Consider the following 20,494-nt stretch of genomic DNA (forward strand, 5'->3'; position numbering starts at 1 on the left):
CATCGGCGGATGAGGTCAGTTGAGGATCGAGAGGTCTTCCCGTGACGCCGGCACCGCCACCAGGCCGCGGTCGTCCGGCATCGCCTGGACGGTGAACATCGGGACACCGTCCCGCGGCAGCTCCAGCGTGCGTGAGGCGTAGACCGGGCCGCCGGAGGACGGCTCGACCGTGACCGCGTAGGTGCCCTTGCCCGCCGACGGGTCGGGCGGGGAGAGCACGACGGTCGTCCCGGCCTTGACCGAGAGCGTCTTGCCGACCGGCTCGCCGCCCGCGGTGGAGGCCGAGGTCGTGACCTTGACCGTGGCGTCCGAGGTGAGCGCGGTGAGGGCGAGGGTGGAGCCCTTGGTGCGGTTGTCGGCGACGGTGGCGCGGTCGCCGACGGGCGCGGTGGCGGGCAGGAACGCGGTCTCCTGGTCGGCGCCCTTGCCGCGGGCGATCCGCAGCGCCGCGACGACCGGCGCCGAGCCCGTGGTGCCGCTCGGGGTCAGGACGAGCGAGCCCGCCTCGCCCTTGGTGACGTCACCGAGGTCGACGGTGGTGGTCATGCCGCTCTTGACGTGGACGGTCTCGTGGCCGGCCGGGGTGATGTCGCCCGCGGAGGCCGCCAGCCGCAGCTTGAGGTCGGCGTCGTCCTCCCCGGTCGCGAAGACCACCAGCTGCACCGAGGTCGCGTCGGCCGGGATGCCCGGCATGACGAGGGTGTCGGAGGGGTCGGCGGACGCGGCGAGCCAGTCTCCGCCGGCCTTGCTGTCGATGGCCTCGACGGTGGCGCCGACCCGGCCGCTGCGGGCGCTGACGTGGAGGGTGAGGCCGCCGGTCTTCTCGGGGGTCAGGGTCGACAGCAGCACCGGGACGGAGGCGCCGGGCGGCACGGTGATGCCGTCGCCGGTGTCGGTCTTGATCTGGCCCTTGGGGCCGTAGAGCTCCAGGTCGACGACGGCCGCGTTGTCGTCGGGGTTGGTCAGGTGGACGTAGTCCTGACGGGTCGCGGCCGTGCTGACGGCCGGGAACCAGAACTCGCTGTCCGGCACCGCGCAGGAGGTGCCGAGCACGGCGCGGGCCGGTCCGGCGTCGATGACGGTGGTCTGCTGCACGGTCCAGCCGGGCGCCAGGGCGCCGTCGGCGGTGCCGATGAGGGCGGGGGCGCTGGTGCTCCCGGTGGTCGCGGTGACGGGTTTGCCCGCCTCCTTGAGGGGGGCGACCGGCTTGGGCTTGCCCTTGGGCGCCTTGCCGTCCTGGCCGGCGGCGGGCAGCAGGGCGGCGCTTCCGGCGCCGCCCGCCGCGCCGCCCTTCGGCGTGAACGACGTGTACGTCGTCGTCGCGAAGTCCGAGTCGGACGGGGCGGGGCAGGTCAGCGTCGACCGTTCGACGGGCAGCCGGGCCGCACTGGCGGCGGGCGCGGCTTCCGGGGTGCCCGCGCCGGTCAGGGTGGCGATGCCGGTGACGGCGGCGAGGGCGGCGGTGACGCCGATCAGGGAGAGGGCGCTGCGGTTCACTGCTGGTTGCTCCCGTCGCGGCGGTAGCCGTCCGAGTCGTACGCCGTCGGGTCGTAGGGCGTGTAGGACGGGTCGTAGGGCTGCTGCTCGTAACCCTGCTGGTCGTAGCCCTGCTGCTGCCCGTAGCCCGGCTGCTCCTCGTAGCCCTGCTGCTGCTCGTAGCCCGGCTGCGGATAGCCCTGCTGGGGCTGCTGCTCGCCGTAGCCGTAGGGGTCGTAGACCGGCTGCTGGTCCTGCTCCTGGGGCTGCTGGGCGGGCTGCTCGTAGCCGTAGGTGCTCTGGTAGTCGGCGGCCCACTGCTCCTGGCCGTACGGGTCGTTCTGCTGGGGCCCGGCGGCGTAGGGGTCGTACTCCGGGTACTCGGTGTACTCCGCGGCCTGCTCCTCGGGAGCGTCCTCCGGGTGCTCCGGTCCGTCCGGGTCGGCGTCGTCCGGCTCCGCCTCGGCGGCGGCGCGCAGCCTGCGGGCGCGGCGGCCGTCGCCGGTCGCCTGGGCCGGGATGTCGGCGGCCGCGGCTGCGGCGCCGGCCGGAACGGGCTCGGTCTCCGGCAGGTCGTCGTCGATCTCGCGGCGCCGCCCGGGCAGGGCCATGACGATCAGGACCAGGCCGAGGAAGCCCTGGACCCACACCCACACGATGTGGGTGAAGGGGTCGTCGTAGGTGAGGTCCAGGCGGCCTCCGCCGGCGGGCAGTTCGAAGCCCTGGGCCCAGCCGTCGACGGTGGTCGGGGTGAGCGCCCGGCCGTCGAGGGTGGCGTTCCAGCCGGGGGCGACGCTGTCCGCGAGGCGCAGCACGCGTCCCTCGGGACCGGCCGGGATCGTGGTGTGCGCCTCGACCTTGCCGGAGGCGACCATGACCGGCTGGGTGCTCGCACTGCCAGGGGCGGCGGTGTCACCGGAAGCGGCGGGCTTGGGGACGATCGTGAGCCGGGCGACGTCGTTGTCGACCCGCCACAGCGCACTGCCGTCGGCCTGGCTGAGCCGGGACAGGCCCGGGGTGCTGTCCAGGGTGCGGCCCACCTCGCGGGGGGCGCCCTGCTGGACGAGGACGTAGCGCACGGCGTAGCCGCCGAGCTGGGTTGCCTGGTCGGCGCCGGAACCGGCGACGAGGTTGGCGACGATCTTGTCCAGCCGGGTGTCGCCGCCCGCGGAGGCCGCGATCTCGGCGTCGCCGAGGCGCGCTCCGGCGCCGCGCACGAGGGCGTACGAGACACGGGCGGGCGTGCCCGACAGCACCAGGGTGCGGGCCTGGTCGCGGGTGGAGCCCTCCTCGGCGACGAAGGCCGGGACCTGCGTCGGGTCGCGTCGCTCCAAGGGGCCGTCGGCGCCGCCGGCCATCCAGCCGACCGCGGCGGACAGCGGGGCGAGGACGGCGGCCAGGGCGACGAGGGCGGCGGCGGGCTGGCGCCAGCCGAAGCCGGAGGCGGCGAGCCGTTCCTGTGCGTTCTCGGCGCCGACCGCGGCGGCGGCGAGCAGGGCGAGGCCGTACACGAGGGTGGCGGGCCCGGCCCACGCGGTGGTGTTGGCGGCGACCGCGAAGAGCAGGCCGGTCAGGGCGGCCACCCAGGCGCTGATGATGCTCAGCCGGCGCCCGGCGCGCAGCAGGGCGGCGAGCGCGGCCAGCACGATGCCGGCGAGCAGCCACCCGCCGGCCGCGCCGGGGCCGCCGGGGTTGACCAGGACGAGGTCGGTGGCGGATGCGGCGCGCGGGCCGTAGGGCAGGCCGGCCTCGTACAGGAAGCGCTTGGGCTGGGTGAGCAGGTCCAGCGACCAGGGCGCGAGCACCACCATGGGGGCGCCGAGGATCGCGACGGCCCGCATCGCCAGGGGCACGACGAGGTGTCCCTGGCCGCGCACGAGGCGCAGCGCGACCGAGACGACGACGAGCACCAGTGCGATGGGCCAGGTGACCGGGGTGAAGGCGGTGGTGAGCGTCAGCAGCAGCGCGAAGGCCCAGGCGGCACGCCAGCCGGGGCGCACGCCGCGGTCGACGGCGTCGCGGGACAGCCGCAGCCCCGCGGCGGAGACGGCGGCACGCGCCATCAGCGGCAGCACGATGGCCAGGACCGCGGTGCCGAGCCGGCCACCCGCCAGGGCGCCGGTCGCGGCGGGCAGGAAGGCGTACGCGACGGCCGCCCAGGCACGCAGCAGCCGGGACTCGACCAGCGGCCGGGAGGCGAAGTACGCGCTCAGCCCGGCGAGCGGGACGGAGGCCACCAGGAGCACGGTCAGGGCGAGGCCGGTGCTGCCGAACAGCACGTTCGACATGGTCGCCACGATCGCCAGGTACGGCGGCGCGCTCGCGGTGTTGCCGGTGCCGAGGGCGTGCCAGGCGCCGAGGTAGGAGCCCCACAGGTCGCCCGCCCGGTCCGGGGCGGGCAGCAGCGCGCCGCCGGACAGGGCGCCGCCGCCGAGGAGCTGGCGGCAGGCGATGAGGGAGAACAGCAGCAGGACCGCGAAGAGCATCGGCGCGGGCTGCCGGGCGATCCGCTTGAGCAGGGCGAACTGCTCGATCTCCAGGTACTCGCCGTCGTCGTCCCCGCCGCTGGGGCCGGAGTCGATGCCGCCGCCGTGGCGGCCGGCGGAGGTGGCGTCGGCCGCGGCGCGGCCGGAGATGTTGCTGACGACCTGTTCGACCGTCGCGCGCACGGTCGCACCGGGCGGCGGGAAGAGCGACCTCAGTTCGGACGCCTCGACGGCGGGCCGGGAGCGCTGCCTGCGGGCACTGAGGACGCGGCCGGGCCGCAGCAGCACCGACAGCAGGCCGGTGATCTCGTCGACGGCCTGCTTGGGGACCTTGCCGACGAGGTAGGCCAGCGTGCGCAGCACGGTGCCGAGCACCAGGCGCGCGAAGACGTAGGGCAGCAGGGCGCCGCGGGTGTTGGCCAGCAGGGTGTAGACGGCGCCGGCCTTGTCGACGCGGTGCGGGTCGACCGCGGAGCGGCCGGCGCAGTCGACGGGGCGGCGTTCGCGGGAGGCGGCCTCGGCGTGCCGCAGGACGGCGTCGGGCGCGATGAGGACGGTGTGGCCGGCGGACTGGGCGCGCCAGCAGAAGTCGACGTCGTCACGCATGAGGGGCAGCCGGCGGTCGAAGCCGCCGAGCTCCTCCCACACGTCGCGGCGCACGAGCATCCCGGCGCTGGACACCGAGAGCACCTGGCGCACCTGGTCGTGCTGGCCCTGGTCCTGCTCGCGGCGCTCCAGCCCGGTCCAGCGGCGGCCGCTGCGGGCGATGGAGACGCCGACCTCCAGGAGCTGGCGGCGGTCGTACCAGCTGCGCAGCTTGGGGCCGATGACACCGGCGGAGGGTGCGGAGTCGGCGACCTTCAGCAGGCTCCGCAGGGCGTCGGGGGCGGGCTCGCAGTCGTCGTGGAGCAGCCAGAGCCAGTGCACCGGCTCGCCGTGGGGCTGCTCGGGCTCGTCGTAGGCGTTGTCGTCCCAGGTGCGGGCGACCGGGTCCCAGCCGCTGCGGCGCTGCAGGTACGGCAGCTGCTCGGCGGTCATCGGCGGAGCGGCGCGGACGCACTCCTCGACGGCGGCGCCGAAGCCGCTGCGCCGGGCGAGGTGCAGGACGCGGTGGTCGCCGAGGGACTCGGCGAGCAGCCGGGCGGAGTCGTCGGCACTGCCGGTGTCGGCGGCGACGACGTCCTGGACCGGGCGGTCCTGGGAGACCAGGCCCGCGAGCGCGTTGGGCAACCACCGGGCACCGTCGTGGGCTACCAGCACGGCGGTGACGACGTGGCGCGGGAACTCCGGAGCCTGGGCGGCGTATTGAGTCCCGGCTGAACTGTTCACGGACATCGAGGTTCGGGCCCCGGTTCGCTGGACTTCGGACGACGCCTCAGGCGTCTCGGACGGGCCCCCACACTAACGGTTGCGGGAGGCCGCCCCTCCGGGTCCGGAGCACATATACGCACGAACGCGACGTGCCGGGCGTGGGCTCAGACGACGCCCTTCTTCAGGCGGCGCCGCTCGCGCTCGGACAGGCCGCCCCAGATGCCGAAGCGCTCGTCGTTGGCGAGGGCGTAGTCCAGGCAGTCGGAGCGGACCTCGCAGGCGAGGCAGACCTTCTTGGCCTCGCGGGTGGAACCGCCCTTCTCGGGGAAGAAGGACTCGGGATCGGTCTGCGCGCACAGCGCGCGCTCCTGCCACCCGAGCTCTTCGTCGGCCTCTTCGGCCAGCAACAGCTGGAACAGCTCGGTCATGCGCGCCCCTCGTCTGTTTTCGCTTCCCCGTGATGTTGCCGTTACCTGTGACGGTCGAACGACACGAGTGAAATTACAAGTGTGCCGATACGGGCCAGTCAAGCCGAGATCTGCTATTGGGCCCGTTATTCACCCTGCGGAACCAAGGACTGACGGAAAGTGTTCAAATCAGTCCAAACGTCCGCATACGTCAATCGTGATCGACGCCCCTGCGGAGCCGGCGATCACGATGAGATCACGAAAACACAACGACGTTTCCTGGGGAGACGTTCCTGCGTAGCCGTGTGGTTGCGTCCGCACCTTCCCGGGGCGGCCCCGCACAAACCTTTCACCTGGTCGAATAGCCGGATCAGGTGAAAGATTCGCGACAAACCGGATGTCAAGTTGACAGAGACCCGGAAGAGCCGGTGTGCTGGGGCGCATGCCAGTGACCCACGCGCCCTCCCGGATCCGCCGCCTCGGCGACTTCCGTCGTGCCGTGGAAGCTCACTGTCGCTGTTCCAGCTGTTGCCGCTGACGATCTTCATTCCCGGCCCGCACAGCCTCATGCGCCCTGCCTGACGCTCCTCACTTCCCGTAGGAACTCCCGCACCCATGAACAGCGACGTCTCGATCGCCGGCGACCCGCTCGCCGTCCCGCACCTGCTGCCGCCCGTCCCCGCCCATCCCGCCACGGTGGCGGAGTTCGCCGGGCTGGCCCGCCGTATCGCCGAGGACCGCGCCCACTGGGCGCCACGCGTGCGCTACGACGCCACCTCGCGCTGGTACGACCGGCTGCGCACCGGCCCCGGCTACGAGATCTGGCTGCTGAGCTGGGTCCCCGGCCAGGGCAGCGGGCTGCACGACCACGGCCGCTCCAGCGGCGTGCTGACCGTCCTGGAGGGCACGCTGACCGAGCGGGCGCTCGGCGGCAACGGCGAGGTGCGCCGTTCACTCTCCGAGGGCCACCAGCGCGTGTTCGCCCCCGGGTACGTCCACGAGGTCGTCAACGACTCCCTGGAACCGGCGGTCAGCCTGCACGTCTACTTCCCGGGTCTGACCGAGATGACGCCGTACGCCTGCACCTCCGGGGCCCCGGCCGTCGAGGGGACGTTCGCAGGCTGACAGGCGCGGCTGCCAGACTGTCCACATGCGAATCGTGGTACTGGCCGGTGGCATCGGGGGCGCCCGCTTCCTGCGCGGTCTCAAGGAAGCGGCGCCGGACGCGGACATCACCGTGATCGGCAACACCGGCGACGACATCCACCTGTTCGGGCTGAAGGTCTGCCCCGACCTCGACACCGTCATGTACACCCTGGGCGGCGGCATCCACGAAGGCCAGGGCTGGGGGCGCGCGGACGAGACCTTCGCCGTGAAGGAGGAACTCGCCGCGTACGGGGTCGGCCCCGAGTGGTTCGGTCTCGGCGACCGCGATTTCGCCACCCACATCGTGCGCACCCAGATGATCGGCGCCGGCTATCCGCTGAGCGCGGTCACCGAGGCGCTGTGCGCGCGGTGGAAGCCGGGCGTACGGCTCATCCCGATGACCGACGACCGCATCGAGACGCACGTCGTGATCGACGACCCGGACGGCGGGGGCGGCCGCAAGGCCGTGCACTTCCAGGAGTACTGGGTGCGGCTGCGGGCCTCCACCGAGGCCTACGCGGTGCTGCCGGTCGGCGCGGAGGGCGCGAAGCCGGCGCCCGGCGTGCTGGAGGCGATCGCCGAGGCGGACGTCGTCCTCTTCCCGCCGTCGAACCCGGTGGTGTCGGTCGGCACGATCCTGGCCGTGCCCGGCATCCGCGAGGCCATCGCCGAGGCGGGCGTGCCGGTCGTGGGCCTCTCCCCCATCGTCGGCGACGCCCCGGTGCGGGGCATGGCCGACAAGGTCCTGGCCGCCGTCGGCGTCGAGTCCACCGCCGCGGCGGTCGCCGCGCACTACGGCTCCGGTCTGCTGGACGGCTGGCTCGTCGACACCGTCGACGCGGGCACGGTGGACGAGGTCGAGGCGGCGGGCATCCGCTGCCGGGCCGTGCCGCTGATGATGACGGATCTCGAGGCCACCGCCGCGATGGCGCGCGAGGCGCTGACGCTGGCAGAGGAGGTCCGGGCGTGAGCAGTCCCGTGTCCTACCGGGTGTGGGCGGTCGGCGGGCTGCCGGAGATCACGGCCGGCGACGACCTGGCGAAGCTCGTCGCCACGGCCGCCGGCTACCTGGAGGACGGCGACGTCCTCGTCGTCACCTCGAAGATCGTCAGCAAGGCGGAGGGGCGCGTCGTCCACGCCGACGACCGCGAGGCCGCCATCGACGCGGAGACGGTCCGGCTGGTCGCCCGGCGCGGTCCGACGCGGATCGTGGAGACCCGGCACGGCTTCGTCATGGCGGCGGCGGGCGTCGACGCCTCCAACACGGCGCCGGGCACGGTGCTGCTGCTGCCCGAGGACCCGGACGCCTCCGCGCGGACCATCCGCGCGGGGGTGCGCGAGGCCCTCGGCGTCAACGTCGGCGTCGTCGTCACCGACACCTTCGGGCGCCCCTGGCGCCAGGGCCTCACCGACGTCGCCATCGGCGCGGCCGGGATCCGGGTCGTGGACGACCTGCGGGGCGCGACCGACTCCCACGGCAACGAACTCGCGGTCACCGTCACGGCGTTGGGCGACGAGCTGGCCGGGGCCGGCGACCTCGTCAAGGGCAAGGCGGGCGGCACCCCGGTGGCCGTGGTGCGCGGGCTGGAAAGTCTGGTGCTCCCGGCCGAGGAGAACGGCGACGGCGCCCGGGCGCTGCTGCGGCCGGCCGCCGAGGACATGTTCCGGCTGGGCACGTCGGAGGCGGTGCGCGAGGCCGTCTCCCTGCGCCGCACGATCCGCGACTTCTCCGACGCCCCCGTCGACGGGGACGCGGTGCGGCGGGCCGTGGCACTCGCCGTCACCGCCCCGGCCCCGCACCACACGACGCCGTGGCGGTTCGTGCTCCTGGAGACCGAGGCCGCCCGGGTGCGCCTCCTGGACGCGATGCGCGACGCCTGGATCGCCGACCTGCGCCGCGACGGCCGCAGCGAGGAGTCCGTCGCCAAGCGCGTACGGCGCGGCGACGTCCTGCGCCGGGCGCCCTACCTGGTCGTCCCGTGCCTGGTCGCCGACGGGGCGCACGACTACCCCGACCCCCGGCGGTCGGCGGCCGAACGCGAGATGTTCGTGGTCGCGATGGGCGCCGCGGTGGAGAACTTCCTGGTCGCCCTCGCCGGCGAGCAACTCGGCTCCGCCTGGGTGTCGTCCACGATGTTCTGCCGTGACGTGGTGCGCGGGGTGCTGGACCTGCCCGGCGACTGGGACCCGATGGGCGCGGTCGCCATCGGCCGCCCCGCCGCCGGCCCCAAGGAACGGCCCGCGCGGAGCGTGGAGGCGTTCATCGCGGTGCGCTAGGCGTCGCTCGTGACGCCGTCACCGGGGTGGCCGGTCCTGCCGAGGACGCCGGTGGCGCCGTCCCCGCGGCCCGCGGCAGTGGTGCTCCCGGCCGTGGATCGGGACGTGCACGGGGCACGGGTTCGGGGCGGGGCACGGCAGCGATTCCGGACGCGCGGGCAGACCGGCCCGGTTGAGCCGCCCGACCCCTACCGCCGGTGCGTCCAGCATGCCTTCACCGATGCGCCGGAAGCACTGGTGCCGTTGCCGTTCGCTCGTCGGGCGGCGTCGTCAACGGGTCCATGACCTCGGCTGCGTCCTGGGCGATCACGACGACGTGGGCGAATCTGCTCACCGGCGCAGTGTGCCGGGCGCGCGCGGCACCTCCGCAAGGGGTTTTCGCGGAGGCCGGCCGCGCGGGAAATCCGGTCGACGGACGGACGGGCGCGAGGGCAGGCTCCGGGCATGGAAGAACAGGTGTGGCCGCTGTACGCGCTCCGGATCACCACTCCACGACTGGAGTTGGGCCTGCCCGGGCTGGCGGGGCTCGCGGAACTGGCGGGCGTCGCCGCGGGCGGTGTCCACGACGAGGCCCGCATGCCCTTCACCGTCCCGTGGACCGACGCCAGTCCGCGCGAACGCGAGCAGGCCACGTTCCAGCACGTACTGGGGACGGTCGCGGAATGGCGGCCGGAGCACTGGACGCTGAGCCTGGCCGTGCGGTGCGAGGGAGAGGTCGTCGGGCGGCAGGACCTGTGCGCGGACGACTTCGCCGTCACCCGCGAGGCCCGGACGGGCTCGTGGCTGGGGCTGTCCCACCAGGGCAAGGGCATCGGCACGGAAATGCGGGCGGCGGTGCTGCACCTGGCTTTCGAAGGGCTCGGCGCACACTGCGTCACATCGGCGGCGATGACGGACAACGCGGCTTCCCGCCGGGTCTCCGACAAGCTCGGGTACCGGTTCGACGGCGTCCACGTGGCGGCCGTACGGGGCTCCGCCCGGACCCTGCACCGGCTCCGCCTGGACCGCGCGGACTGGGAGGCGCACCGGTCCGTGCCCGTCGGGATCCACGGGCTGGAGCGGTGCCGGGATCTCTTCGGGGCCGGGGACGGCGGCCGCTGAGGAGGCGGCCGCCCCCGCGCCTCCTTCCGCGTCCGGGACGACACGGCGCCCGGACCGGTCCTCGCGGACCGCACGGTACTCAGGGTGTCGTACCACTCGCATACCTCCGATTCGCGTCACCGCAGGTGGCTCGCGTCGCAAGGAGTGAGCAGCACGTCGGCCCGGACCGTCTTGCCCGGAGACCTGTCCACGACGTCCCACCCGTCCGCCAGTGCCTCCACCAGCAGCAGGCCGCGCCCTCCTTCCGACTCCGGGTCCGGGGCGGCGGCAGTCCGGCGCGGTATCCGTTCGTCGCGGGTGTCGCTGACCTCGACCCGCAGCCGCCGCGCGGTGAGGATCAGGCGGAGCTCGAAGCCGCGGCCCCGCACGCGGCCGTGGGTGACGGCGTTGGCCGCCAGTTCGGCGACGATCGCCGCGGCCCGGTCGGAGACGTCGCTGCCGCGGGGGATGCCCCACGCGTCGAGCCTGCGCAGCGTCAGACGGCGGGCGAGACGGGCCCCTGCGCGGGTGCCGTTGATCAGCTGCCGGAACTCGGCGGCGGGAGTGATGATTTCGGCGTTCACGTCACCGAGCGTGGCCGCCGCGCCCTACCCTGGCCAGCAACGGCGCCAGTACAGATCGTGCCTGTACGGATACGGTGCGTAGCCGGTACGGATACCCGGGGGAACGGGGTGCGCGTGGACGATGTCGTACGGGAGGAGCGCCCGCCGCCCGCGGAGGACGGGGACGCGGCGGCCGATCTGTTCCGGGCGCTCGGCAAGCAGGTGAAGCTCCTGCGCGAGCGGGCCGGGCTCACGCAGCGGGAACTGGACGAACGCCTGGGGTACGGGGAGGAGCAGATCTCCTCGCTGGAGCGCGGGCGCCGGGTCCCGCAGCCGGAGTTCCTGGCCGCGGCGGACGAACTCCTCGGCGCGGGCGGGCTGCTGCGGACCGCGACCGAGGACGTCGTCCGGGCCAGGGCGAAGACCCGCGTGCGGCACCCGGCGTGGTTCCGGGACTATGCGCGCCTGGAGGCGGAGGCGGTGGAGCTGCACTTCTACAGCAACCAGATCGTCCCGGGGTTGTTGCAGGCGGAGGAGTACGCGCGGGCCGTGTTCTCCATGCGCCGGCCGTTGCTGGACGAGGAGACGATCGAACGGCGGGTCACCGACCGCCTGTCACGGCAAACGGTCTTCGAGCGCTGGCCCGGTCCGGTCACGAGCTTCGTGATGGAGGAGGTCGTCCTTCAACGTCCCCTCGGCGGGCGGACCGTCCGGGCGGCACAGCTCGAACAGCTTCTGCGCATCGGCCGCCTGCGGACCGTGGAACTTCAGGTGATGCCGACCGACCGGGAGGAACACCCCAGCAACGACGGGGCTTTCACCTTGCTGAACCCGAAGGAGCGGCCGCAGGTGGCGTACACGGAAGTCCAGGGGTACAGCCGCCTCATCGTCGAACCCGAAGAGGTCCGGCTCATGGCCTCGCGATATGGCATCCTCCGGGCACGGGCTCTCACGCCAGGGGAGTCGCTGGCCCTGATCGAGAAGATGCTGGGAGAGCTATGAACGCGGAGACACTCGCCTGGTTCAAGAGCAGTCACAGTGGCGGCGAGGGCGGCGAATGCGTCGAGGTCGCCGTCGCGCCGGGGACCGTGCACGTCCGTGACTCCAAGGACCCGGACGGGCCCGCGCTGCACTTCACGTCCGCGGAATGGGCCGCCTTCGTCGGCTTCGCCGCCGGCTTCTAGACGGCGAAAACCTTCCGTCCGGGCGCGCGTTCCCTATCGCCCGGCCATCGGAAGGGCGTCACGTCCGCTCCGCTCCGGGTCGACGGGCGCGGGGAAGCCGAGCCGGTCCAGGAGGACGGCGAAGAGCTCCTCGGCGAACGTCTCCTTCGACCGCAGGACCTCCTCGACGGCCTCGGCCGTCACACCTTCCCCGAACCCGGCGGACCGGGCCCAGGCCAGGACCGCCCGGGCGGCGTCCGGGACGTCTGCCTCCAACTCGGCACGCGTCAGGGCCACCGCCGCCTCGAACTCCGCTGTGACGCAGTACTCACTGGTGTCGTCGACGTCGTCGGGGACGTGCGTCAGCAGGGCGGCCGCCGTCTTCAGGTTCAGCCAGACCTCCCAGCGTTCGGCGCCGGGTGCCAGCCCGATCACCCATGCCACATCGCTGTCGGAGACCGAGGCGACGCAGGCGGGTGCCCCGGTCCAGTGGACGACCTCGCGCAGGACTTCGTCCGGGTCGTCCAGCACCTCGGCATGGAACTCGGCCGTCTGCCAGCCTCCGGGCCGCGGCCGGAGGGCGACCGCGGAGTCGCGGTCGTCCCGCACCGCGTCGAACAGCGGTGTGTCCAGCAGCGGTCGCTCACTGCGAGCGACGATCAGATCGCGCGTGTACCCCATCGCGGCTCCCCTCGAAGTCCCTGTCCCGGCACACTACGACTGGCCACTGACAACGGCCGTCAGAGCGGAACGATGTTCCCCGGGGCCATGCGGGGGGCGCGGCGCGGGGGGCGACGGCCGGTCAGGAGGATGAGCCGGGCGGCGCGGTGGCGCTGGCCCGCGTAGGGCTCCAGGAGTTCCAGCATGGTGGCGTCGTCGGTGCGGTGGGCGCCGGTCAGGGCATAGCCGACGGTGTTCGGCAGGTGGAGGTCGCCGACCGTGACCGCGTCGGGATCGCCGTTGCTGCGCTGCAGGGTCTCGGCGGCGGTCCAGGGGCCGATGCCCGGGATCGCCTGCAGGCGCGCGAACGCCTCGGCGGGGCCGAGGCCTGTGGCCTGCTCCATGCGGGCGGCCGCGCGGGCGGCGCGCACGGCGGCGGCCGAGCGCTTGCCGTCGACGTTGGCGCGGTGCCACTCCCAGGAGGGGATCATGGCCCAGCCGCGGGCGTCCGGCATGACGCGCATGCGCAGTTCCTCGCCGGGGCCGGGGGCGGGCTCGCCGAAGCGCCACAGCAGGACGCGCCAGGAGCGGTAGGCCTCGTCGGAGGTGACCTTCTGCTCCAGGATCGCGGGCATCAGCGATTCCAGGACCAGGCCGGTACGGGTCAGGCGGAGCCCGGGGTTGCGGCGGTGGGCCTCGTGGACGACGCGGTGGCGGGCGGCGAACGCGCCGGGCTCGTCGGCGTCGCCGAGCAGTTCCGGCAGGCGGTCGAGCAGCCAGTCGGCGCCCGCGCCCCACGCCTGGGCCTCGACCTCGCCGCCGGCGGGGCGGGCGATGCGGAGGGTGCCCGGGCCCTCGGGGGTGCGCGACGCGCGGTAGACCGCGCCGTCGGAGCCCACCCGGAAGGCGGGATCGCCGGGCCCGCGGCGCAGGGGCCCGAGGGTCAGGCCCAGGTCCAGCGGGCCGCCCGGGGTCCACCGGCGGATCCGGCCCGGGGTGCGCGGGCCGGGCACGCGTGGCGTCGCGCCGCGGAGGAGTCGGGTCTGCTCGGGATGCACCCTCCGAGGGTACGCGCCGGGGCCGCGCGCTACTGGTCGGACGAGAAGCGCAGCGCCCCGTCCGGGATGACCGCTCCGCACCAGACCCGCGCGCCGTACCGCAGTTCGTTGTCCGCGCCGATGTGGGCCGCGTCGCCGATGACCGCGGTGTCCAGGACGGTGCGTTCGCCGATGACCGCGCCCGCGCCGATGAGGGAGTCGGTGATGATCGCGCCGGGCCGGACGACGGCGCCGGCGAGGACGGTACTGCCCTCCACGACCGCGCCGGAGCCGATCACCGCGCCGGCGGACACCGCGGTGCCGGCGGTGAGCTTGGCGTCGTCGGCGACGCGGGCGCCCTCCAGGACGAGGCGTTCGCCGCAGCGCCCCGGCACGGCCGGGGACGGGGCGCGGCCGAGGACGAGGTCGGCGGAGCCGCGCACGAAGGCGTGCGGGGTGCCGAGGTCGAGCCAGTACGTGGAGTCGACCATGCCCTGCAGGTGCGCGCCGGCGGCGAGCAGTCCGGGGAAGGTCTCCCGTTCGACGGAGACCGGGCGCCCGGCGGGGATGGAGTCGATGACGGAGCGGTTGAAGACGTAGGCGCCCGCGTTGATCTGGTCGGTGACGATCTCCTCGGGGGTCTCCGGCTTCTCCAGGAAGGCGGTGACGCGGCCGTCGGCGTCGGTCGGCACCAGCCCGTAGGCGCGCGGGTCGTCGACCCGGGTGAGGTGGAGGGAGACGTCGGCGCCGCTGCGGCGGTGGGTGGCGACCAATCCGGCGATGTCGAGGCCGGTGAGGATGTCGCCGTTGAAGATCAGGACGGGGTCGCCGGGCGCGGAGTCGAGGCGGTCCGCGACGTTGCGGATGGCGCCTCCGGTGCCCAGGGGCTCGTCCTCGGTGACGTACTCCAGGCGCAGTCCGAGGTCCGACCCGTTGCCGAACCAGGGCTCGAAGACCTCGGCGAGGTAGGAGGTGGCGAGAACGATGTGCTCCACGCCCGCGGCGCGGGCCCTGGCCAGTTGGTGGGTGAGGAAGGGGACGCCTGCCGCGGGGACCATCGGCTTGGGGGTGTGCACCGTCAGCGGCCGCAGCCGCGTGCCCTTGCCGCCGACCAAGAGGATCGCTTCAGTCACCTGTGTTGTCTCCGCTTCCTGGCGGGGCCGAACGTACGAGCGGCCAATCCTATGCGGGTCTCGTCGCGGCTCCCATCAGCGACCCTGGAGGGCCGCCGCCTTGCGGCGGATGTAGCCGAGATCGTCGTACAGCACCGTTCCTGGACATTCGGTCGCGAACCCGTCGCGGTGCCCGGAGATGGAGTTGAAGCTGACCCGGACACCCTTCCTGTACTTGTTGCTCCCTCCTGACAAGAGATATGCCGTACCGGCCGGATTGTGTCCGTAGATGCCGAGTTTCCAGGCGGCGAGCCGGGCGACCGCGTCCAGTGCCTCCTCGGAGGGCTCCGCGTCGCTGAACGTGCCGAGCACGGCGACGCCCATGCTGTCCGCGTTGAAGCCGAGGGTGTGCGCGCCGAACACGGCCTTGGCGACCCCGCCGCCCCGGCCCTCGTAGATGGTTCCGCACTTGTCGACGAGGAAGTTGTAGCCGATGTCGCGCCATCCGCTGCTGTTGATGTGGTAGCGGTAGATACTGCGGATGAGCGACGGCGCGTCAGAGCAGTCGTAGTCGTTGCCGGTGGCGCTGTGGTGCACGAACATCGCGTCGACCTGGTCGGTGAAGAGGAAGTCCTCGGTGCGCAGCGACTCGTCGGCGTGCCAGCCGGCCCGGGTGACGATGCGGGGGCGGGGGCCGATGTACGTGCGACCGGTGAGGGCCTCGGTCTCGGCCCGGGTGAGGGCGGGGACGACGGGGAGTTCGTCCTCGGTGCCCGAGGTGTCGGTCGGGTCGGTCGTCACGGGGGTCCCGGGCTCGTCGCCGGTGTCGCCCGTGTCCCCTGTACCCCCTGTGTCGCCGGGACGGCCCGTGGTGCCGCTGTCCGTCGGATCACCGGCGCCGCCCGGGGACCCGGTGTCCCCGGGCCGGTCCTGACTCCCCGGGCGCGCGGGGTCGTTGGCCGGTTCGTCCGTCGGATCGGGGGGCGTGACCGCGGGTACGGGGTCGGCGCCGGACGGCGGCGCGCCCGCGGTGGACGGCGCCGCCGAGGGCGCCCCCGGCGGATCGTCCCCCGGGTCGACCATGTCCAGCCGCAGCCCCTTGGGCAGTGCCGGCAGCGTGCCGCGCACGCCACCCGTCCGCTTGGGCACGACGCGCACCTCGACCCCGTCGCAGCGGCCGACCCACAGCGGGGCGGTGGCGCCGCGCACGCCCGACTCGGTCGCCTCCGGGGAACCCGCGTCGGGGGCGTCCTCGGAGTGCGACTCGATGTCCCGCCAGGCCGACCACGCACCGGTGCCGACGGCGCGGGTGCGCACCTGGACCGTGCCCTCCAGGTCGGTGCGGGCGTCTTCCCACGTGACGCCGAGCAGGGAGAAGGGCTTGACCGACCGCTCGGTGAGCCCTTCGGCCAGGGGCGAGCCGAGGGCGCGGCCGGAAGTCGCGAGCGGGGCCAGCATCAGGGTGTGGGTACTTCCCGACGGGGCGTCGGGAGCGGCGGCCCGGTACGGGGTGTGGATCGTCGCGGTGGCGCCGGAGGGCAGCGCGAGCGGGACGGCGAGAGCTGCCATGCACGCGCAGCCGACGGAAGTGGCAATAAAGGCACGCATGAGAAAAACACTTACATAAGCCCCAAAAACCCGCAGCCGGGATCTGACGGACGTTCCGATCCCGGCCGGCGGCCTGCCGCTCCCTCAGCAACGCCCGTGCGCAGGGCTCCTGACGTAGCCTGGGCCGCGTGACATCGACTGCCCGTACGCCCGCCGACCTGCTGCGTTCCGCGCTCGCGGCGGACCCCGCCCGCCCCCTGGTCACCTTCTACGACGACGCCACCGGCGAGCGCGTGGAACTGTCCGTCGCCACCTTCGGCAACTGGGTGGCGAAGACCGCCAACCTCATCCAGGACGAGCTCGGCGCCCAGCCGGGTGACCGGGCCGCGCTGCTGCTGCCCGCCCACTGGCAGACGGCGGTGTGGCTGCTCGCCTGCTTCTCCACCGGCGTGGTGGCGGTGCCCGGCGGGGATCCGGCCGGCGCCGACTTCGTGGTCTCCGGTCCCGAAACCCTGGAGGCGGCCCTGGCCTGCCCCGGCGAGCGGGTGGCGCTGGCGCTGCGCCCGCTGGGCGCGCGGTTCCCGCAGCCTCCGGCCGGGTTCGCGGACTACGCGGTGGAGGTGCCGACGCAGGGCGACCGCTTCACCCCCTACGCGCCCGTGGACCCCGGCGCCCCGGCGCTGGAGCTGCCCGGCGGCGAGGAGCTGACCGGCACCGGCGTGGTGGAGCGGGCGGCCGCCTCGGCGGCGTCGCTCGGCCTGACCGCCGGTTCCCGCCTGCTGTCGGGACGGCCCTACGGCGACTGGGACGGGCTCGCGGCCGGGCTGCTGGCGCCGCTGACGGCGGGCGGCTCGGTGGTGCTCTGCCGCCACCTGGACCAGCTGGCCGCCTCTGACCTGGACAAACGCCGGGAGAGCGAGCGCGTCACCCACATGGCGTAAGCAGGGGCCGGGGCCGCCGCTCCCGGGAGGCGGCCCCGCGGGATCCGCGAGATGCTGGACGGTCGAACGCACAAGTGAACAACTCCGCACAACCGAGTGCGGAATTGAACTGTCTGTACGGGTGAGAAGAAAGCCACACCATCCGAAGGACGGGACGTACGTGACCACGCCTGCCGATTCGCCGGAGTCGAAGGACACCTCTCCCGGCGCGGCGCCGCCGACCCGTCAGCGCCGCCGCCGGTGGCCGCGCGTCCTGGCCGGGGTGACCGCGCTGGCGGTGCTGTCCGGCGCGGGTGTCGCCTGGCACCTGTACCGGCAGCTTGACGGGAACATCCACACGGACACCGACACCTCGCGCGAGCTGCTGCGCGTCCAGTCCGAGCGGCCCAGCGCGCTGCCGCAGGCGACCTCCGCCGAGAACATCCTGCTGCTCGGCTCCGACAACCGGGGCGACGGCAACGGCAAGTACGGACAGGACACCGGCACCCAGCGCTCGGACACCGCCATCCTGCTGCACCTGGCCGCGGACCGGAAGACGGCGACGGCGGTCAGCCTGCCGCGCGACCTGATGGTGGACATCCCCTCCTGCCGGCGGCCCGACGGCAGCATGTCCAGGGCCCAGTTCGCCCAGTTCAACTGGGCGTTCGAGTTCGGCGGGGCGGCGTGCACGATCCGTACCGTCGAGAAGCTGACCGGGATCCGGGTCGACCACCATCTCGTCGTGGACTTCAGCGGGTTCAAGAAGATGGTCGACGCGGTCGGCGGCGTCGAGGTCTGCGTCCCGCACAAGGTGCACGACGAGGACGCGCACCTGGACCTGAAGGCCGGCCGCCAGGTGCTGCACGGCGAGGACGCCCTCGGCTACGTCCGCGCCCGCCACGGCATCGGCGACGGCAGCGACACCCAGCGCATCGACCGGCAGCAGGAGTTCCTGGCCTCGCTGGTGAAGAAGGTCGACAGCACCGGAGTGCTGCTCAACCCCACCAAGCTCTACCCGCTGCTGGACGCGGCGACCTCCTCCCTCACCGCCGACCCCGGGCTGGACTCGCTGCGCGAGCTGTACGACCTCACCCAGACCCTGCGCCGGACGCCCGCCGGGCAGGTGCGCTTCCTGACCGTGCCGCGCCGCCCCTGGGTCCAGGACCCGAACCGGGACGAACTCGTGCAGCCGGAGGCCAAGAAGCTCTTCACCACGCTGCGCGAGGACGGCACCGTGGCGGTGCAGGACGACGGCGCGAGCCCCCGGGCGAGCAACAGCCCCACGCCCGGCGGAACCACGTCCACCGCTTCCGCATCTCCCTCTGCGACCGGGGCCGCGACGGACGCCCCCTCCTACCGCGGAACGACCGCGGACCGCGATGTCTGCGGCGGCAGTGGGGATTGAACAGTTTGTCCAGTTGTAGGGACCGGAATTTGTCAGCTGCGCTCCTGGACGCTGAACTGTGGGGTTAGTGTGGGCGATCCGGCCTGACGCAGCGGCCGAGACGGAGGACTCGATCGACCGTGGACACGCAAGGCCGTAGGCAGCACGTCGACCCGGCGGACCAGTGGGTGTTCGATCCTGAGACGGGCAGCTACCAGCTGCGGCTGGACCCGGGAGTGCCCGCGGACCGCGCCGTTCCGTCCCAGGGCGGCCGTCGTCCCCAGCGCGACCCCCAGCAGGGCCGGCCCCGTCAGCAGGGGCCCGCCGGTCAGGGCGCCCAGCCCGGACGGGGCGGCCGGGAACAGCCTCCCGGGCCGCGCCGCCAGGCCCAGCGCGCGGGTCAGGGCGGACGGAGGGCCGCCGTCCCGGAGACCGCGGGCGGCCGCGCGGCGACCCGCGCCGGCCGGCGCAAGGCGCAGTCGCGCAAGTCGGGCCGGAAGAAGGCGCTGATCTGGACGGCCGGCACGCTCGGCCTGGTCGTGGTGGCCGCGAGCGTCGGCGTCTACGTCCTGTACCAGCAGCTCAACGGCAACATCAACACGGTGGACACCGGCATCGGCTCCAACGCCCCCACCAGCGACGGCCCGGTCAACATCCTCGTGATCGGCACCGACAGCCGGCAGGGCCTGAAGGGCAAGTACGGCGACTCGGCGAACATCGGCCACGCGGACACCACGATCCTCTTCCACGTGTCCAAGGACCGCTCCAACGCGACCGCGTTGAGCATCCCGCGCGACATCATCACCGACATCCCGGACTGCCCGACGAAGCAGGCGGACGGCTCCACGAAGCTCATCCCGGGCGAGGAGGGGGTCCGCTTCAACACCAGCCTGGGGCAGTACGGACGCGACCCGGGCTGCACGATGCGCACGGTCAAGGCGCTGACCGGGATCATGCCGGACCATTTCATGATGGCCAACTTCGACGCCGTCAAGGACCTCTCCACCGCGGTGGGCGGCGTCGAGGTGTGCCTGGCCAAGGACATCGACGACCCGGACTCGCACCTCAAGCTGCCGAAGGGCAGGCACAAGGTGCAGGGCGAGCAGGCGCTGGCGTTCGTCCGCACCCGCCACAGCGTCGGCTTCGGCGGCGACCTGAGCCGTATCCAGCTGCAGCAGCAGTTCCTGGGTTCGATGATGCGGGAGATGAAGTCGGGCGACACGCTCACCAGTCCTACGAAGCTGCTGAAGCTGGCGAACACCGCGACCAAGGCGCTCACCGTGGACACCGGCATCGGCAGCGTGACGAAGCTCGCCGACCTGGCCAAGGACCTGAGCCGGGTGAACACCAAGAACATCACTTTCGCCACCGTCCCGGTCATAGACAACCCGGCGGAGAAGGTGCACACGACCGTCGTCCTGGACAAGACCAGGGCGCCGCAGCTGTTCACCATGGTGCGCCAGGACATCTCGCTCACCGAGGTGAAGAAGAAGGAGAAGGACGCGGCCGCGGGCAAGCTCAAGGGCTTGAAGGCCGACGCGATCAACGTGCGGGTCGAGGTCTACAACGGCAGCGGGATCTTCGGCGCGGCCCAGGACACCGTCAGCTGGCTGCAGAACGCGCAGGGCGTCACCCGTTCCACCAACGGCGGCAACGCACCCGCCGACGCGCAGAAGACGACGCTGAAGTACGCCCCGAACCAGGCCGACCAGGCACGGCGGCTGGCCGACATGATGGGACTGCCCGCGTCCGCGCTGATCCCGGGCACACAGGACGCGGCACCGCGCGCGAACATGACGCTCACCCTCGGCAAGGACTTCACCGCCGCGGGGACGCCGATCACGGCGCCCACCAAGGCGCCCGAGGGCATCCAGAAGGTCGAGGCCGACGACAAGAGCGTCTGTGCCAAGTAGCCGGCACCGGC

The 20,494-nt window shown here is 73.3% G+C and carries 17 protein-coding genes; 9 read left to right on the plus strand and 8 right to left on the minus strand.

What is annotated here, in order from left to right; translation table 11 throughout:
* Positions 1–15: 15 nt before the first annotated feature.
* The 3 genes from PV364_RS20700 to PV364_RS20710 form a co-directional block, all read right to left on the minus strand.
* The gene (locus tag PV364_RS20700; protein ID WP_319661611.1) at positions 16–1,497 is read right to left on the minus strand and encodes a DUF5719 family protein; all 1,482 of its coding nucleotides are present in this window, start codon (positions 1,495–1,497) and stop codon (positions 16–18) included.
* Positions 1,494–5,297, minus strand: a complete 3,804-nt coding sequence (locus PV364_RS20705; protein WP_319661612.1) for a glycosyltransferase family 2 protein — start codon at positions 5,295–5,297, stop codon at positions 1,494–1,496. The genes PV364_RS20700 and PV364_RS20705 overlap by 4 nt, the downstream gene beginning before the upstream one ends.
* 140 nt (positions 5,298–5,437) lie before the next feature.
* Complete coding sequence (locus PV364_RS20710; RefSeq protein WP_018559705.1) at positions 5,438–5,701, minus strand: WhiB family transcriptional regulator; 264 nt, start codon at positions 5,699–5,701, stop codon at positions 5,438–5,440.
* A 594-nt stretch (positions 5,702–6,295) separates the two neighbouring features.
* On the opposite strand from PV364_RS20710, the gene PV364_RS20715 reads away from it, so the two are divergent.
* From PV364_RS20715 to PV364_RS20730, 4 genes are all read left to right on the plus strand, one after another.
* Positions 6,296–6,805, plus strand: a complete 510-nt coding sequence (locus PV364_RS20715; protein ID WP_319661613.1) for a cysteine dioxygenase family protein — start codon at positions 6,296–6,298, stop codon at positions 6,803–6,805.
* A 25-nt stretch (positions 6,806–6,830) separates the two neighbouring features.
* Complete coding sequence (cofD, locus tag PV364_RS20720) at positions 6,831–7,796, plus strand: 2-phospho-L-lactate transferase (protein WP_319661614.1); 966 nt, start codon at positions 6,831–6,833, stop codon at positions 7,794–7,796.
* Positions 7,793–9,103 (plus strand): coenzyme F420-0:L-glutamate ligase, encoded by a 1,311-nt coding sequence (locus tag PV364_RS20725; RefSeq protein WP_319661615.1) that lies wholly within the window; start codon positions 7,793–7,795, stop codon positions 9,101–9,103. Before cofD ends, PV364_RS20725 begins: the two co-directional genes overlap by 4 nt.
* Positions 9,104–9,547: 444 nt before the next feature.
* Positions 9,548–10,204, plus strand: a complete 657-nt coding sequence (locus PV364_RS20730) for a GNAT family protein (protein WP_319661616.1) — start codon at positions 9,548–9,550, stop codon at positions 10,202–10,204.
* A 116-nt stretch (positions 10,205–10,320) separates the two neighbouring features.
* On the opposite strand, the gene PV364_RS20735 is transcribed toward PV364_RS20730, so the two are convergent.
* Complete coding sequence (locus PV364_RS20735) at positions 10,321–10,767, minus strand: ATP-binding protein (protein ID WP_415924580.1); 447 nt, start codon at positions 10,765–10,767, stop codon at positions 10,321–10,323.
* A 114-nt stretch (positions 10,768–10,881) separates the two neighbouring features.
* On the opposite strand from PV364_RS20735, the gene PV364_RS20740 reads away from it, so the two are divergent.
* A complete protein-coding gene (locus PV364_RS20740; protein ID WP_319661617.1) occupies positions 10,882–11,748 on the plus strand; it encodes a helix-turn-helix transcriptional regulator in 867 nt (288 codons plus the stop codon).
* Positions 11,745–11,930, plus strand: coding sequence for a DUF397 domain-containing protein (locus PV364_RS20745; protein WP_319661618.1), 186 nt, complete (start codon positions 11,745–11,747; stop codon positions 11,928–11,930). The genes PV364_RS20740 and PV364_RS20745 overlap by 4 nt, the downstream gene beginning before the upstream one ends.
* A 33-nt stretch (positions 11,931–11,963) precedes the next feature.
* Here PV364_RS20745 and PV364_RS20750 read toward each other — a convergent pair whose 3' ends face one another.
* The 4 genes from PV364_RS20750 to PV364_RS20765 all read right to left on the minus strand — a co-directional run bounded on the left by PV364_RS20750 (position 11,964) and on the right by PV364_RS20765 (position 16,287).
* Positions 11,964–12,590, minus strand: a complete 627-nt coding sequence (locus PV364_RS20750; RefSeq protein ID WP_319661619.1) for a hypothetical protein — start codon at positions 12,588–12,590, stop codon at positions 11,964–11,966.
* A 59-nt stretch (positions 12,591–12,649) separates the two neighbouring features.
* A complete protein-coding gene (locus PV364_RS20755; RefSeq protein WP_319661804.1) occupies positions 12,650–13,582 on the minus strand; it encodes a DNA-3-methyladenine glycosylase 2 family protein in 933 nt (310 codons plus the stop codon).
* A 74-nt stretch (positions 13,583–13,656) separates the two neighbouring features.
* Entirely contained in the window at positions 13,657–14,739 is a 1,083-nt protein-coding gene (locus PV364_RS20760) for an NDP-sugar synthase (RefSeq protein WP_319661620.1), read from the minus strand.
* 75 nt (positions 14,740–14,814) lie between these two features.
* Entirely contained in the window at positions 14,815–16,287 is a 1,473-nt protein-coding gene (locus PV364_RS20765) for an N-acetylmuramoyl-L-alanine amidase (protein WP_319661621.1), read from the minus strand.
* 167 nt (positions 16,288–16,454) lie between these two features.
* Between PV364_RS20765 and PV364_RS20770 the strand changes: the two genes are divergently transcribed.
* The 3 genes from PV364_RS20770 (at position 16,455) to PV364_RS20780 (ending at position 20,483) form a co-directional block, all read left to right on the plus strand.
* Positions 16,455–17,207 carry a TIGR03089 family protein gene (locus PV364_RS20770; protein ID WP_319661622.1) on the plus strand — a complete coding sequence of 251 codons (753 nt, stop codon included), beginning with the start codon at positions 16,455–16,457 and terminating at the stop codon, positions 17,205–17,207.
* Between the two features lie 160 nt (positions 17,208–17,367).
* Positions 17,368–18,591: an LCP family protein gene (locus PV364_RS20775; protein ID WP_319661624.1), complete on the plus strand. Its 1,224-nt coding sequence runs from the start codon at positions 17,368–17,370 to the stop codon at positions 18,589–18,591.
* Positions 18,592–18,710: 119 nt separating this feature from the next.
* Positions 18,711–20,483, plus strand: coding sequence for an LCP family protein (locus PV364_RS20780; RefSeq protein ID WP_319661625.1), 1,773 nt, complete (start codon positions 18,711–18,713; stop codon positions 20,481–20,483).
* Positions 20,484–20,494 lie beyond the last annotated feature (11 nt).

The organism is Streptomyces sp. MI02-7b, from assembly GCF_033793585.1.
GTDB lineage: Bacteria > Actinomycetota > Actinomycetes > Streptomycetales > Streptomycetaceae > Actinacidiphila.

Coding starts and splice junctions, on each gene's coding strand:
- PV364_RS20730 (WP_319661616.1), top strand. CDS start 9,548: ATGGAAGAACAGGTGTGGCCGCTGTACGCGCTCCGGATCACCACTCCA.
- cofD (WP_319661614.1), top strand. CDS start 6,831: ATGCGAATCGTGGTACTGGCCGGTGGCATCGGGGGCGCCCGCTTCCTG.
- PV364_RS20710 (WP_018559705.1), bottom strand. CDS start 5,701: ATGACCGAGCTGTTCCAGCTGTTGCTGGCCGAAGAGGCCGACGAAGAG.
- PV364_RS20750 (WP_319661619.1), bottom strand. CDS start 12,590: ATGGGGTACACGCGCGATCTGATCGTCGCTCGCAGTGAGCGACCGCTG.
- PV364_RS20745 (WP_319661618.1), top strand. CDS start 11,745: ATGAACGCGGAGACACTCGCCTGGTTCAAGAGCAGTCACAGTGGCGGC.
- PV364_RS20765 (WP_319661621.1), bottom strand. CDS start 16,287: ATGGCAGCTCTCGCCGTCCCGCTCGCGCTGCCCTCCGGCGCCACCGCG.
- PV364_RS20705 (WP_319661612.1), bottom strand. CDS start 5,297: ATGTCCGTGAACAGTTCAGCCGGGACTCAATACGCCGCCCAGGCTCCG.
- PV364_RS20715 (WP_319661613.1), top strand. CDS start 6,296: ATGAACAGCGACGTCTCGATCGCCGGCGACCCGCTCGCCGTCCCGCAC.